General features: G+C 68.0%; 14 protein-coding genes. 1 reads left to right on the forward strand and 13 read right to left on the reverse strand.

What is annotated here, in order from left to right; genetic code table 11:
* Window positions 1-42 precede the first annotated feature (42 nt).
* From A3A5_RS0102830 to A3A5_RS0102865, 8 genes are all read right to left on the reverse strand, one after another.
* A complete protein-coding gene (locus A3A5_RS0102830) occupies window positions 43-1,626 on the reverse strand; it encodes a long-chain fatty acid--CoA ligase (RefSeq protein ID WP_018309152.1) in 1,584 nt (527 codons plus the stop codon).
* Between the two features lie 14 nt (window positions 1,627-1,640).
* Entirely contained in the window at window positions 1,641-2,717 is a 1,077-nt protein-coding gene (locus A3A5_RS0102835) for a branched-chain amino acid ABC transporter permease (RefSeq protein WP_018309153.1), read from the reverse strand.
* Window positions 2,718-2,728: 11 nt separating this feature from the next.
* Window positions 2,729-3,754 (reverse strand): branched-chain amino acid ABC transporter permease, encoded by a 1,026-nt coding sequence (locus tag A3A5_RS0102840; RefSeq protein WP_026200384.1) that lies wholly within the window; start codon window positions 3,752-3,754, stop codon window positions 2,729-2,731.
* A gap of 15 nt (window positions 3,755-3,769) precedes the next feature.
* Window positions 3,770-4,510 carry an ABC transporter ATP-binding protein gene (locus A3A5_RS0102845; protein WP_018309155.1) on the reverse strand — a complete coding sequence of 247 codons (741 nt, stop codon included), beginning with the start codon at window positions 4,508-4,510 and terminating at the stop codon, window positions 3,770-3,772.
* Window positions 4,503-5,264 (reverse strand): ABC transporter ATP-binding protein, encoded by a 762-nt coding sequence (locus A3A5_RS0102850; protein ID WP_026200385.1) that lies wholly within the window; start codon window positions 5,262-5,264, stop codon window positions 4,503-4,505. Before A3A5_RS0102850 ends, A3A5_RS0102845 begins: the two co-directional genes overlap by 8 nt.
* A 92-nt stretch (window positions 5,265-5,356) precedes the next feature.
* Window positions 5,357-6,544 (reverse strand): substrate-binding domain-containing protein, encoded by a 1,188-nt coding sequence (locus tag A3A5_RS0102855; RefSeq protein ID WP_018309157.1) that lies wholly within the window; start codon window positions 6,542-6,544, stop codon window positions 5,357-5,359.
* A 77-nt stretch (window positions 6,545-6,621) separates the two neighbouring features.
* Window positions 6,622-7,404, reverse strand: coding sequence for an enoyl-CoA hydratase/isomerase family protein (locus tag A3A5_RS0102860; RefSeq protein WP_026200386.1), 783 nt, complete (start codon window positions 7,402-7,404; stop codon window positions 6,622-6,624).
* Entirely contained in the window at window positions 7,401-8,054 is a 654-nt protein-coding gene (locus tag A3A5_RS0102865; RefSeq protein WP_018309159.1) for a TetR/AcrR family transcriptional regulator, read from the reverse strand. Before A3A5_RS0102865 ends, A3A5_RS0102860 begins: the two co-directional genes overlap by 4 nt.
* Window positions 8,055-8,292: 238 nt before the next feature.
* Here A3A5_RS0102865 and A3A5_RS0102870 point away from each other — a divergent pair, with 238 nt between their 5' ends.
* Window positions 8,293-9,198, forward strand: coding sequence for an alpha/beta fold hydrolase (locus tag A3A5_RS0102870; protein WP_018309160.1), 906 nt, complete (start codon window positions 8,293-8,295; stop codon window positions 9,196-9,198).
* On the opposite strand, the gene crcB is transcribed toward A3A5_RS0102870, so the two are convergent.
* The 5 genes from crcB to thrC all read right to left on the reverse strand — a co-directional run bounded on the left by crcB (window position 9,148) and on the right by thrC (window position 13,192).
* Window positions 9,148-9,528 (reverse strand): fluoride efflux transporter CrcB, encoded by a 381-nt coding sequence (gene crcB, locus A3A5_RS0102875; protein WP_018309161.1) that lies wholly within the window; start codon window positions 9,526-9,528, stop codon window positions 9,148-9,150. The two genes, A3A5_RS0102870 and crcB, sit on opposite strands and share 51 nt — an antisense overlap.
* The gene (locus A3A5_RS0102880; RefSeq protein ID WP_018309162.1) at window positions 9,528-10,046 is read right to left on the reverse strand and encodes a molybdenum cofactor biosynthesis protein MoaE; all 519 of its coding nucleotides are present in this window, start codon (window positions 10,044-10,046) and stop codon (window positions 9,528-9,530) included. Before A3A5_RS0102880 ends, crcB begins: the two co-directional genes overlap by 1 nt.
* Window position 10,047: 1 nt before the next feature.
* Entirely contained in the window at window positions 10,048-10,305 is a 258-nt protein-coding gene (gene moaD / locus A3A5_RS0102885; protein WP_018309163.1) for a molybdopterin converting factor subunit 1, read from the reverse strand.
* Between the two features lie 30 nt (window positions 10,306-10,335).
* Complete coding sequence (glp, locus tag A3A5_RS0102890) at window positions 10,336-11,574, reverse strand: gephyrin-like molybdotransferase Glp (protein ID WP_035811787.1); 1,239 nt, start codon at window positions 11,572-11,574, stop codon at window positions 10,336-10,338.
* Between the two features lie 172 nt (window positions 11,575-11,746).
* A complete protein-coding gene (gene thrC / locus A3A5_RS0102895; RefSeq protein WP_018309165.1) occupies window positions 11,747-13,192 on the reverse strand; it encodes a threonine synthase in 1,446 nt (481 codons plus the stop codon).
* Between the last annotated feature and the right edge of the window lie 2 nt (window positions 13,193-13,194).

Consider the following 13,194-nt stretch of genomic DNA (forward strand, 5'->3'; position numbering starts at 1 on the left):
TCCTCCTGTCGCACCCGGATGGCCGGGGCTGTCGAGTTGTCTTCAGATCGAGGACTGCGGAGACTGCGAACTGCGAAAATCAAAAACAGAGAACTTTGCGCGCAGCTTGTGCTTTTCCACCTTGCCGGACGGCGTGCGCGGCAGCGCATCAAGAAAGCGCACATGGCGCGGCACCTTGTAGCGGGCCAGCTGCGCCTTGCAGTGGGCGATCACGGCATCAGCCTCCAGGGCGGCGCCCGGGCGCAGCACCACCAGCGCCATGCCGACCTCGCCCCAGCGTGCATCCGGCGTGCCGATCACCGCGGCCTCGGCCACGCCCGGCAGCTGGAACAGCACGTTCTCGACCTCGGCAGGATAGACGTTCTCGCCGCCCGAGATAAACATGTCCTTGGCCCGGTCGACGATGTAGTAGTCGCCGTCCTCGTCCCGGTAGGCGATATCGCCGGAATGCAGCCAGCCGCCGCGGATCGAGGCCGCGCTGGCCTCGGGCAGGTTCCAGTAGCCCGGCGTCACGCCCGGGCCCTTGATCAGCAGTTCGCCACGCTCGCCCGGACCCACGTCCGCTCCCAGCGCATCGACGATGCGCGTCAGCATCGACCCCACCGGCTTGCCGATGGTGCCGATCTTGCGGCGCGCGGTGTCCTCGTCGCAGACAAAGACCGTGGGGCCGGTCTCGGTCATGCCGAAGCCGAAGCAGAGGGTCACGCCCTTGGCCAGGTAGGCCTCAAGCAGCGGCCTGGGCACCGGCGAGCCCCCCGCCGACATATTGCGCACGCCGGCGAAGTCCGCCTGCGCGAAGCGCGGGTGCTGGCTCAGGAACAGGTACACCGCCGGCACCGCGAAGAACATGGTGATGCCCTCGCCGCTGGCGCGGTCGAGCTTGCGCAGCACCACCTGCGGCTCGAACTGCCGCATGATGTGCACCGTGCCGCCCGCGTGCAGCACCGGATTGGCATACAGGTTCAGGCCGCCGGTGTGGAAGAACGGCAGCACGCTGAGAAACACGTCGTCGCGCGTGATCTTGTTTGCCAGCATCGCGTTGACGGCATTGAAGAAGACCATGCCATAGGTCTGGATCACGCCCTTGGGCTTGCCGGTGGTGCCGGAGGTATAGAGCAGGTGCCAGACCTCGGACTCATCGCGGCACGGCATCTCGATGATGCGGCCGGAGGCAGCGTCGAGCACCGCCTCGTACTCGGTCCAGCCGCCGGGCACGTCGGCCGCCTCGTCGTCGGCCAGGTGCAGCACCGCGCGCAGCGGGATGGCGCGCGCCAGATCCGCGGCCACGGCCAGGAAGCCGTCGCCGGCCACCAGCACCTCGGGCGTGCAGTCCTGCAGGATCGGCAGCAGCTCCGCCGCCGGCAGGCGCCAGTTCAGGCACACCATCACCATGCCGGCCTTGGCGCAGCCAAACAGCATCTCGAAATAGTCCGAGCTGTTGTGCGCCAGCACCGCCACGCGCGTGCCCGGCGCCAGTTGCAGATGGTCGCGCAGGTATTCCGCGAAGCGGCTGGCGCGTTCGTCGAAGCGGCGATAGGTCACCTGGTGGCCGCTCTCCACGTCCACCAGCGCGACCTTGTCGGGGAAATGCTGCGCGTTCTTGTGCAGCCAGTCGATGACATACATGCGCCAGCCTCCGCTCAGCTTGCCACGTCCTGCACGGGCCCGGTGCCGCGCAGCCGCCCCACCACGCCCTGCGGGAAATAATAGACGCTCAGGATAAACAGCAAACCCAGCCACAGCAGCCAGCGGTCCGGGTGCAGCAGCGACGACAGCAGCGGCAGTGCGGCGGTGGCGTCGCTGGCCAGTTTCATCACGTCCTGCAGGTAGGTCTGCGCCACCAGGAACAGCACCGTGCCAATCACCGCGCCATAGAGCGTGCCCATGCCGCCAATCACCACGATCAGCAGGATGTCGACCATGATCTCGAACGACAGCGAGGTATCGGGCCCGTTGTAGCGCAGCCAGATCGCCATCAGCACGCCTGCCAGCGTGGCGAACATCGCCGACAGCACCGTCGACACGGTGCGATACACCACGGTGCGGTAGCCGATCGCCTCGGCGCGGAAGTCGTTCTCGCGGATCGCCTGCAGCACCCGGCCAAAGGGCGAGTTGACGATGCGCAGCAGCACCAGGAACAGTACCACCGCGCCGGCGAACACCAGGTAGTAGCTCAGCAGCTTGCCGCTCAGCGGCACGCCCAGCCATTCGGTGTCGCCCAGCGTAAAGCCGGGGCGCAGCACCTCCGGCACCTTGAAGGTCAGCCCGTCCTCGCCGCCGGTCCATTCCGACAACTGCGACACCAGCGTGGCAAAGGCGGTTGCCACCGCCAGCGTGATCATGGCAAAGAAGATCGCGCGCACCCGCAACGAGAACAGCCCGATCAGGAAGGCCAGCAGCGCCGACACCGCCAGCGCGCCGACGGTGCCCGCCAGCAGCGCACCCCAGCCCGGCTCCATGCGCGACATGGCGATGGCCACGCCATAGCCGCCGATGCCGAAGAACATGGTGTGGGCAAAGGAAACGATGCCGGTATAGCCCAGCAGCAGGTCATAGCTGGCCACCAGCACCACGAAGATGCAGATCTTGGCCGCCATGTTGAGCGCACGCGCGCCGGGGAAGGCAAAGGGCGCGCACGCCAGGGCCACCAGGATCACCAGCAGGATCACGGTCAGCGCGCGGCTGCGCGGCAGGTCGCCGGAGAGAAGTCGGATCATGGTCGTTGCCCTCAGCGCCGCGCCACCGGGAACAGCCCCTGCGGGCGCCACAGCAGCACCAGCATCATCAGCAGGATGTTGGAGAACAGGGCAACCTTCGGGAACAGGAAGCCGGTGTAGTTGGCCATCAGCCCCACCAGCAGCGCGCCGACAAAGCAGCCCGTGGTCGAACCCAGCCCGCCGATGATGATGACGATGAAAATCAAAACATTCACCTGCGCACCGATCGCCGCAGTGATGTTCTGCTGGTACAGCCCCCACAGCACCCCGCCCAGCCCCGCCAGCGCCGCGCCCGCGACGAACACGCCGATAAACAGGCGCCGCACGCGGTAGCCAAGGGCCTCGACCATCTCGCGGTTCTCCACGCCGGCGCGGATCAGCAGGCCGATGCGGGTGCGGTTGAGCAGCAACAGCATGGCGACAAAGATCACCAGCCCCAGCGCCATCGCAATCAGCCGGTACTTCTCGATGGCGGCATCGCCCAGAAGCACCGCGCCGCGGAAAGTGGTGGGCACCTGCAGCGCGATGGTCTCAGGGCCCCAGATCGCCTTGATCAGCTGCTCGGCCACGATCATGCCGCCCATGGTGATCAGGATCTGCTTCAGGTGCTGGCCGTAGACCGGGCGCACCACCACGCGCTCGAAGAACAGCCCGACCGCGCCCGCGGCCACCATGGCCGCCGCGATCGCCAGCGCAAACACGGCCAGGTTCTGCGCCAGGCTGTCGGCCTCGACCCAGCCCGCCATCGGCAGCAGCACCGAGGCCGCCACGTAGGCGCCCAACGCGATAAAGGCGCCGTGGCCGAAGTTGAGCACGTCCATCAGGCCGAACACCAGCGTCAGGCCGGAAGAGACGACGAAGATGATCATCCCCATCGCGAGCCCGGCAATGGTCAGCGTCAGCCAGGTCGACGGGCTGCCAACCAGCGGATAGGCCAGCAGCATCAGCAGCGGCGCCAGCGCCAGCGGGGTCCAGTCGAGCCGGACCTTGGGCAGGTCCGACGGTGCGGCGGCCGGCAAAGTTGTTGAAGTGGTCATGTTTGTTGTCCCGCGTTACTGGTGCGCCGCCAGCGACAGCCCCAGCAGCTTCTGCTGCAGCCCGTCGTCTTCAGCCAGCGCCGCCATCGTGCCCGTGTGCACCGTGCGGCCGTCGTCCATCACCGCCACCGTATCCCCCACCGACTTCGCCATATGGAAGTTCTGTTCCACCAGCAGGATCGACACCTCGGTCTGCTTCAGTTCGCGGAACACATGGATCATGTTCTGGATGATGGCCGGCGCCAGGCCCTTGGTGGGCTCGTCTACGATCAGCAGCTGGCGCGGCTCGATGATGGCGCGCGCCACCGACAGCATCTGCTTCTGCCCGCCCGACAGCACGCCGGCACGCTGCTGCCAGAAGGTCTTCAGCGCCGGGAACATGCGGAACACCCAGTCCAGCCGGCGCTCATCGATGGCGCCGGTGCGCGCTGCCAGGCGCATGTTCTCAGCCACGGTCAGGTCGGAGAACACGCTCATGTTTTCCGGCACGTAGGCAATGCCGGCCTGCGCGATCGCGGGCGTGCTGTGGCACGTGATGTCGGTGCCGTCAAGGGTCACCGTGCCGGCGCTGGCCCGCCACAGGCCCATGATGGTGCGCAGCGTGGTGGTCTTGCCGGCGCCGTTGCGCCCCAGCAGCATGGTCACGCCGCCGCGCGGCACCTCGAAGCTCACGCCGTGCAGGATGTGGTACGGGCCGATATGGGTCTGCACACCCTGCAGCCGCAGGATTGGCGCGGTTGCTTGTGCGTCAGCCATGGCTGCCCTCCTCTTGCGGCAGGCCCAGGTAGGCCTGCTGCACCACCGGCGAGGCGATCACCCCGGCCGGGTCGCCGTCGGCCACCAGGGTGCCGTTGTGCAGCACGATGATGCGGTCGGCCAGCGAGCGCACCACGTCCATCTTGTGTTCGACCAGCAGCACGGTCTTGCTGCGGTCCTGGCGGATCTCGCGGATAAGGTCAAGGATCACCGGCACTTCATCCACGCTCATACCCGCGGTGGGCTCGTCGAACATGAACACGCGCGGCTGCAGCGCCAGCAGGATGCCCACCTCCAGCTTGCGCTGGTCGCCATGCGGGAGCGATGCCACCGTCAGCTGGCGCTTGCCGGCCAGCGCCACGCGCTCCAGGATGGCCATGGCCTGCGCCTGCACGTCGCGGTGGCTGGTCCACATCGAGAACAGATCGATGCCGCGCTGCTGGCGCGCCTGCACCGCCAGCCGCACGTTCTCCAGCACCGACAGCTGCGGGAACAGGCTGGTCAGCTGGAAGGCGCGGCCAATGCCGCGGCGCGTCTTCTGCGACACCGGCAGGTGCGTCACGTCCTCGCCATCCAGCAGGATCTGCCCGGCCGTGGGCGGCAACTGGCCCGAGACCAGGTTGAAGTACGTGGTCTTGCCGGCGCCATTGGGGCCGACGATGCAGGTCAGCTCGCCGGGCCGGAACGCGCACGACACCGCATTGACGGCCACATGGCCGCCAAAGCGGATGGTCAGGCCGCGCGTTTCCAGCAGCGGCTGCGCCCCGGCGGCGGTCGCGCCGGCGTGCCCGGCGGCCGGCTGCGACGGCGCCGGCGCGGGCCGGGCGAAAGAGGCTGGCGCGTTCATCAGCGGTGGTTGCGCACGGGCACGGCCATCTCTTCGGGCTTGATCTCGCGCACGAGCTCAGGCACGCCCCAGGCGAAGGCAGGATCCACCTTGATCCGGAAGTGGTACATCGACTGCATGGCCTGGTGGTCTTCCTTGCGGAACGTCATCTTGCCCTTGGGCGTGTCGAACGACATGCCTTCCATCGCCGTGATCAGCTTCTCAGTGCCGGTCTCGCCGCTGGTCTTCTTCAGCGCCTCCACCAGCGCGATGCCCGCGGTCATGCCGCCGGCCGTGAAGAAGTCGGGCGGCGACTTGAACTTGCTGTAGTGGTTGGACACCAGCCACTCATTGGCCTTGTTCTTGGGGATGCCGAAGTAGTAGTAGGTGGCCCCTTCCATGCCCGGGAAGTTCTTGTAGCTGGCCATCGCCGGCAGGATGTTGCCGCCGGTGGCAATCTCGATGCCGTAGCGCTTGGGATCGAGATCGGCGATCTTGAACGGGTTGCCGGCACCGGCCCAGATAATGAAGATCACCTTGCGGCCCGGCTTGTCCTTGAGCGAATCAAACAGCCGCTGCGCGCCGGCGGTGAAGTCCGTGGTGCTGGTCGGCAGGTATTCCTCATGCACGATCTTCGCGTTCTTCAGCGCACCCTTGAACGCCTTGACGCCGTCGCGGCCAAAGGCGTAGTCCTGCGCCAGCGTGGCGATCTGCACGCCTGGCTTATCAAGCGCCACGGCGTTGGAGATCGCATCCTGCGACGAGTTGCGCCCGGTGCGGAAGATAAAGCGGTTCCATTTGTCGCCGGTGATGGAGTCGGCCACCGCCGGTTCGACCAGCAGCACCTTCTTGTATTCCTCCGCCACCGGCAGCATGGCCAGCGCGGTGCCGGAAGAGGTGGGGCCGACGGCGATATCGGCGCGGTCGTCGCTGTAGGCGGCGGCCAGCTGCGCCTTGGCCACGTCCGGCTTGCCCTGGGTGTCTTTCTCGATCACCACCAGCTTGTTGCCATTGACGGTCATGGTGCCGTTGGTGGCGTACTCCAGGCCCATCATCAGGCCGGTCTGGGTCTGCTTGGCGTAGGCCTCGAGCGCGCCGGTCTTGTCATAGACGTGCGCGATGCGGATGTCCTTGGCCAGCGCGGTGCCGGCGGCAAGCAGGCCGGCGGCCATGACCAGGGCACGTACGGCGAGTGGATTGCGTTGCATTGCTGTCTCCTGTGTTCGGTCTCGTTTGTGTTTATCTGGATGAAACCTGCTGCAACTGCCTGGGAATGCTATACGGACTATTCGCGCGCGCGCCCCGCCAGGAAGCACCGCATGCCGTCGGCGGCCTCGGCGCTGGCGATCTGTGCGACAAAGGCCGCGCGCTCTCGCTCAAGGCCGGCCGCCAGGGTGTCGGCGTCCCAGCGCAACAGCGCGCGCGTGCGGGCCACGCTGCCCGGCACCTTGCGCGCAATGCCGCGCGCCAGCGTCACGGCTTCGGCCTCGGCCGAACCCGGCGCGGCCAGCGCGGTCGCCAGCCCGAGCGCCGCCGCCTCCGGCGCGGCGACGATCGTATTGTTCAGCTGCCAGGCGCGCGCCCGCGGCGTGCCGACCCGCTGCGGCAACATCGCGGTCCAGCCGCCGTCCGGGCTGAAGCCAACCACGGTGTAGTACGGCGCGATGCGCGCATCCCGCGCCAGCACCGCCATGTCGCACGCCAGCACCAGGCCCAGCGAGCCGCCCGTCAGCCAGCCCTCCACCGCCGCCACCGCCGGGCAACGCAGCGCGGCCAGGCGCAGGATCGAACGGTTCAGCAGTGCCAGCAGCCGGTCGGCGTAGCTGGCAATCGCATCGCCCTGCGCAGCGAACGCCGCGACGTCGCCGCCAGTGGAGAAATTTTTTCCGGCATGCGTCAGCACCACAGCATGGATCGCCGGGTCGGCTTCAATCTCGTCCAGCGCGGCCAGCAGCGCTTCGAGCAGCTCGGGCACCAGGCTGTTGTGCCGCTGCGGCCGGTTCAGGCGCAGTAGTGCCACGCCCTCGGCGCGCTCCCACTGCACCATGGGTTCTGCGTGGGCGTTCATCGCGGCTGCAGGCCGTGCGAGATCAGGTCGAAGGCGGTATCGACCACCTTCTCCATCGAAGGCGGGCGCTTCCAGCGCGCATAGCGCATGCCCAGGAAGTTGCTGATGCCGATCAGGCACCAGGCGCGCACTTCGGCATCGCCGGGCACGATCTCGCCCTGCTCTTCGGCGCGCGTCAGGCGCCGGCTGTAGAGCTCGGCAAACACCTGGAAATAGCTGCTGTAGATGGTCTCGTCCACCGAGTACGAATCCAGCACGATCCGGTACAGGTTCTTGTGGCGCGACACGAACGAGAGGAAGGCCTTCAGGCCCAGGCGCTCGGCTTCCATCTGGGTGGCCGCGGCGGCAACGTGCTTGCGCAGGTGGGCGCGCACCAGTTCCAGCATGTGCGCGACCAGCGCGCGGAAGATGTCTTCCTTGTCCTTGAAATACAGGTAGAAGGTGCCCATCGCGACCTTGGCTTCCTGCGTGATCTCGGAGATCGACGCGGCGTAATAGCCTTTCTCACCGAACACCTTCTCGGCCGCGCGCAGCAGCGCCTCGCGCGTCTTCTGCCCGCGCGCGGTCTTGGGCGGGCAGATGCCGCCGGCGTGGCCGGGTGCGCGGGTTGCGCCGGTTTCGGGCGGTGCGCCCGTGTCGGTCTGGGACATCTTGTCTCCGGTGGCGCTGCGCGCCTTGTCATTGGAATGACCGCTACATGTCATGCCGGCGCAGGCAGGCGCCTCCTCCGCGCCTGCCTGCGCCGTGAATCGCCACTCAGGCAAAACCTGATAGCTGATTCATGTTTCATCGTATAAATTGCCCCCCATGGATGTCAATAGAGAGGCACCCTCACCCGGTGGCATCCAGGCCGCTTCCCCTTACCCTCCTGCCAGGAGAGAACCGTCGTTGGACGCTCCCGATTCGGCACCCGCCGGCCCCGCGCCGCCCTTTGCCAGCCACCCGGCGCGCGGCGCCTTGCCAGGCTGGCGCGAAACCGGCCAGGGACGGCCGCTGCTGTTGCTGCACGGCTGGTCGGTCACCGGCGAGGCCTTCGACGGCCAGCGGGCGCTCGCACTGGCTGGATTCCGCGTGATCGCGCCCGACCATGCCGGCCACGGCCTGTCGCGCGAGCGCGACGGCATCACGATCACGGCGCTGGCGCGCGACGTCGCCGGACTGGTTGCGCACCTCGGGCTGACAGACGTGGTGGTGGCTGGCTGGTCGATGGGGGCGATGGTGGCATGGGCGCTGCTGCGCGACCATCCGGGTCTTCCGCTGGGAGCGGTCGGCAGCATTGACATGACGCCCAGGCTGGTGACCGATCCGGCCTGGCCGCATGGCCTGCACGGCCACTATGAGATAGCGCACGCCGCGCAGATGGCGGCCCGCTTCCGGGCCGACTGGCCCCGGCTGGCGCCGTCGGTTGCGCTGGGAATGTGGTCGGCGGGAAGGCGCCCGGAAGGCGCCGCGCTGCAGCGCATCGCGCACATGGCGGGCCAGTGCGATGCGGCGGCGCTTGCCGCCCTATGGGAAGACATGGCGCGCCAGGATTTCCGGGAGACACTGCGCGGCACCGGGCGGCCGCTGTTCCATTTGTACGGGGAAGCCAGCCGGCTCTATGCGCCCGCCGTGGGTGCCGCCACGCTCGCACTGCGGCCCGAGGCGGGATTCGGCGTAGTGGCCGGCGCCGGCCACAGCCCGCACATGGAGCAGCCGCAGGCGTTCAATGCCGCGCTGCTGGACCTGATCGCGCGGGCCGCGTCAGGCCAGCATGCGGTAAGTCCAGAGGCCGAAGCCGGTCAGCAGCAGTGAGCCGCCCAGGTGCAGCAGCAGGTGCAGCGCCGCCCAGCCGTAGTCGCCGGCAATCAGGTTCGCCACCACCTCGCTGGAAAAAGTAGAGAACGTGGTCAGCCCGCCAAGGAAGCCGGTGATGGCCAGCAGGCGCCATTCCGGCGGCAGGCCCGCGTGCAGATCGAAGAATCCGACCGCGAGCCCGATCAGGTAGCCACCCAGCAGGTTGGCCGCCAGCGTGCCATAGGGCAGCGCGGGATTGATCGCGTTCCACAGCACCGCGAAGCCCCAGCGCAGCCACGCACCCGCCGCGGCGCCCACGCCCACGGCGACAAAGCCGAGCGGCCCCATCAGGGCTGGCTCCCGCCCTGCTTCTCCGGTGGCGCGCCGGCATCGTCGCCGCTGGCATTTAACGATGCGATCCCCCAGCGCTGGAGGGCGGCTTCGTCGGTCACGCGGGCGTCGACCCAGCGCGCCCCTTCCGGGGTGTCTTCCTTCTTCCAGAACGGCGCTTCGGACTTGAGGTAGTCCATGATGAACTCGCACGCGGCAAAGGCATTGCCGCGATGCGCCGACGCCACCGCGACCATCACGATCTGGTCCAGCGGCTGCATCGGCCCCACACGGTGGATGATGGTCACGCCCAGCAGCGCCCAGCGCGCGCACGCAGCCGCCTCGATCTGCGCCAGCGCCTTCTCGGTCATGCCCGGATAGTGCTCCAGCTCCATCGCGCTGACGGCGCTGCCGTCGCTGACATCGCGCACGGTGCCGATAAAGCTGGCCACCGCGCCGACCGCCGGATTGCCGGCACGCAGCGCCGCGACTTCCGCGCCAAGATCGAAATCCTCACGCTGCACCCTGACGCTCATCTCAGCCTCCGGTCACTGGTGGGAAAAAGGCGACTTCGCAGCCATCGGCAATCGCCGTTTCGGGGCGCGCCACCGCATGGTCGACGGCCATGCGCAGCGCGCGGCCTTCAGCCAGGGTCTCGGCCCAGGCGCCGCCGCGCTGGCGCAGCCACTGGCGCAGCTCGCCCACGGTGCGCACGTCGGCCGGCACCTCGGCGCGCTCTTCGGCCACGCCCAGCTGCTCGCGCACGCTGGCAAAGAATCGGAGTTCGATGTTCATCACGGCTTCTGTCCTGGTCATGCTGGCCGGCTACGCGAGCAGGCCGTCAAACGGAATGAACTGCACGGTATCGCCGCGCGCGATCGCCTGGTTGGGCGGATTGTCGATCAGGCCGTCGCCCCAGACGGTAGAGGTCAGCACCCCCGAACTCTGGTTGGGGAACAGGTCCAGGCCGCCCTCGGCATTGATGCGCGCGCGCAGGAACTCATTGCGGCGGTCGCCCTTGTTCAGCGCGAAATCCGCGCGCAGCGGCAGGCGCCGCGGGGTCACGCCGGCCACGCCCTGCAGGCGCAGGATGAACGGGCGCACGAACAGCAGGAAGGTCACGAAGCTGGACACCGGGTTGCCAGGCAAACCCAGGAAGAACGCCGGCTCAGCATCGTTGTTGACCTGCCCGAACGCCAGCGGCTTGCCCGGCTTGATCGCGATCTGCCACATGTCGAGCCGCCCTTCGGCCTCGACCGCGGGCTTGATATGGTCTTCCTCGCCAACCGAGACACCGCCCGACGTGATGATCAGGTCGTGTCCCTGCGCCGCGCGGCGCAGGGTCTCGCGCGTGGCGGCCAGCGTGTCGGGCACGATGCCGAAGTCGCTGACCTCGCAGCCCAGGTTTTCCAGCAGGCCGCGCAGCGTGAAGCGGTTGGAGTTGTAGATGGCGCCCGGCTTGAGCGGCTCGCCCGGCATCGCCAGTTCGTCGCCGGTGAAGAACACGGCGACGCGCACGCGCCGCACCACGTCCAGCTTTGCCTGGCCGACCGATGCGGCCAGCCCCAGCGCCTGCGGCGTCAGCCGCGTGCCGGCCGGCAGGATCACGCTGCCGGCTTCGATATCCTCGCCCGCGCGCCGCACCCATTCACCGGATTGCGGCACGTGGTTGACGATCACATCCTCACCCTCGGCGGCGCATTGTTCCTGCATCACCACGGCGTCGGCGCCCGGCGGGATCAGCCCGCCGGTGAAGATGCGCGCGGCGGTGCCGGGTTCCAGCGCGCTGCCGACATGGCCGGCAGGGATCCGTTGCGACACGCGCAGCCGCGTGCCGGCAACGGGCACATCGGCCGCGCGCATGGCGTAGCCGTCCATCGAGGTATTGTCGGCCGGCGGCACGCGCAGCGTGCTGGTCACGGGCGCGGCCAGCACGCGGCCATTGGCGTCGAGCGTGTCGACGGATTCAACCTGCGCCAGCGGACGGGCGGCGCCGAGCAGCGCGTCGAGCGCCTGGGCCATGGTCAGCATCGGGGGGCGGGAAGGTGCTGCGGCTTGGGTCATGGTGCGATGTGGGAAAGAGTTGGCCCACGAAAAACGGCCCGCGCATTGCCTGCACCCACTTGTTGGGGCAGGCAACGCGGGGGCCGGGGATCGGGCCCGCAGCCTGATTGTAGCGAGTTGGCGCGGGCCCGGCATGCGGCAGCGCCGCAGCGGGCTACACGCACCCGCGCGCTTACAGGCCGGTGTGGCCGGCGATGTAGGCCTTGACCTGCGCGGCGTCCGCGGGCATCACTTCAAAGCGCTGCGGCAGGCTCTCGATGCCCTCGAACCTGGCCGGGCGCTCCGGCTCGTGGCCGAGCGCTTCGCGGATGGTGTCGGCAAACTTGGCGGGCAGCGCGGTTTCCAGCACCACCATCGGCACGCCGGCGCTGAGATGCTCGCGCGCCACCTTGACGCCATCGGCGGTATGGGTATCGATAGTGATGCCGTAGCGCGATGACAGGTCGCGGATGGTGGCCAGCCGGTCCTGGTGCGTGCTGCGGCCCGAGACAAAGCCGAACTGGCGGATGCGGTCGAATTCCGGCGTGCCCGACAGGTCGAAGCCGCCCTTCTCTTCCACGTCGCGGAACAGCGCCGCCAGCTTGCCGCCGTCCTGGCCCAGCAGGTCGAACACGAAGCGCTCGAAGTTCGAGGCCTTGGAGATGTCCATGCTGGGGCTGGAGGTATGGTAGGTCTCGGCCGACTTGCGCACGCGGTAGGCGCCGGTGCGGAAGAACTCGTCGAGCACGTCGTTCTCGTTGGTGGCCACCACCAGCTTGTCGATCGGCAGGCCCATCATGCGCGCGATATGGCCGGCGCAGACATTGCCGAAGTTGCCCGACGGCACGCAGAACGACACCTTCTGGCCCGGGCCGCTGGTAGCCAGCAGCCAGCCCTTGAAGTAGTACACCGCCTGGGCCACCACGCGCGCCCAGTTGATCGAGTTGACCGTGCCGATCTTCTGGCGCGCCTTGTAGCCGAGGTCGTTGGAGACCGCCTTGACGATGTCCTGGCAGTCGTCGAACACGCCTTCGACCGCCAGGTTGAAGATGTTGGCATCCTGCAGGCTGAACATCTGCGCGGTCTGGAACGCGCTCATCTTGCGGTGCGGGCTCAGCATGAACACGCGGATGCCGCGCTTGCCGCGCATCGCGTATTCGGCGGCGCTGCCGGTATCGCCCGAGGTCGCGCCCAGGATGTTCAGCTCCTGGCCGGCACGGCCCAGCGCGTACTCGAACAGGTTGCCGAGCAGCTGCATCGCCATGTCCTTGAAGGCCAGCGTCGGGCCGTTGGACAGGCCCAGCAGTTGCAGCCTGGTGCCGCCTTCTTCGCCCAGCGTGCGCAGCGGCGTAATGTCGGCGGTGTTGTCGCCTTCGCGCGCGTTGCAATACACCTCGGGCGTATAGGTCTTGCGCGTCAGCGCGCGCAGGTCCTCGGCGGGAATATCGTCGCAGAACTTGCGCAGGATCTCGTAGGCCAGGTCGGCATACGACAGCTTGCGCCAGGCTTCGAGCTCATCGGCCGTGACCTGCGGGTACTGGGTGGGCAGGTACAGCCCGCCGTCCGGCGCCAGGCCGCCCAGCAGGATCTCGGAAAACGATTGCGGCATCTCATGGCCGCGGGTCGACTGGTATTTCATGT

Source organism: Cupriavidus sp. UYPR2.512 (assembly GCF_000379565.1).
GTDB lineage: Bacteria > Pseudomonadota > Gammaproteobacteria > Burkholderiales > Burkholderiaceae > Cupriavidus.

What these genes read in the sequence shown, in the direction of transcription:
- A3A5_RS0102860 (WP_026200386.1), bottom strand. Translation starts at nt 7,404, where the DNA reads ATGAACGCCCACGCAGAACCCATGGTGCAGTGGGAGCGCGCCGAGGGC.
- A3A5_RS0102855 (WP_018309157.1), bottom strand. Translation starts at nt 6,544, where the DNA reads ATGCAACGCAATCCACTCGCCGTACGTGCCCTGGTCATGGCCGCCGGC.
- A3A5_RS0102840 (WP_026200384.1), bottom strand. Translation starts at nt 3,754, where the DNA reads ATGACCACTTCAACAACTTTGCCGGCCGCCGCACCGTCGGACCTGCCC.
- A3A5_RS0102830 (WP_018309152.1), bottom strand. Translation starts at nt 1,626, where the DNA reads ATGTATGTCATCGACTGGCTGCACAAGAACGCGCAGCATTTCCCCGAC.
- A3A5_RS0102835 (WP_018309153.1), bottom strand. Translation starts at nt 2,717, where the DNA reads ATGATCCGACTTCTCTCCGGCGACCTGCCGCGCAGCCGCGCGCTGACC.
- A3A5_RS0102880 (WP_018309162.1), bottom strand. Translation starts at nt 10,046, where the DNA reads ATGAGCGTCAGGGTGCAGCGTGAGGATTTCGATCTTGGCGCGGAAGTC.
- A3A5_RS0102845 (WP_018309155.1), bottom strand. Translation starts at nt 4,510, where the DNA reads ATGGCTGACGCACAAGCAACCGCGCCAATCCTGCGGCTGCAGGGTGTG.
- thrC (WP_018309165.1), bottom strand. Translation starts at nt 13,192, where the DNA reads ATGAAATACCAGTCGACCCGCGGCCATGAGATGCCGCAATCGTTTTCC.
- A3A5_RS0102865 (WP_018309159.1), bottom strand. Translation starts at nt 8,054, where the DNA reads ATGTCCCAGACCGACACGGGCGCACCGCCCGAAACCGGCGCAACCCGC.
- crcB (WP_018309161.1), bottom strand. Translation starts at nt 9,528, where the DNA reads ATGGGGCCGCTCGGCTTTGTCGCCGTGGGCGTGGGCGCCGCGGCGGGT.
- moaD (WP_018309163.1), bottom strand. Translation starts at nt 10,305, where the DNA reads ATGAACATCGAACTCCGATTCTTTGCCAGCGTGCGCGAGCAGCTGGGC.
- glp (WP_035811787.1), bottom strand. Translation starts at nt 11,574, where the DNA reads ATGACCCAAGCCGCAGCACCTTCCCGCCCCCCGATGCTGACCATGGCC.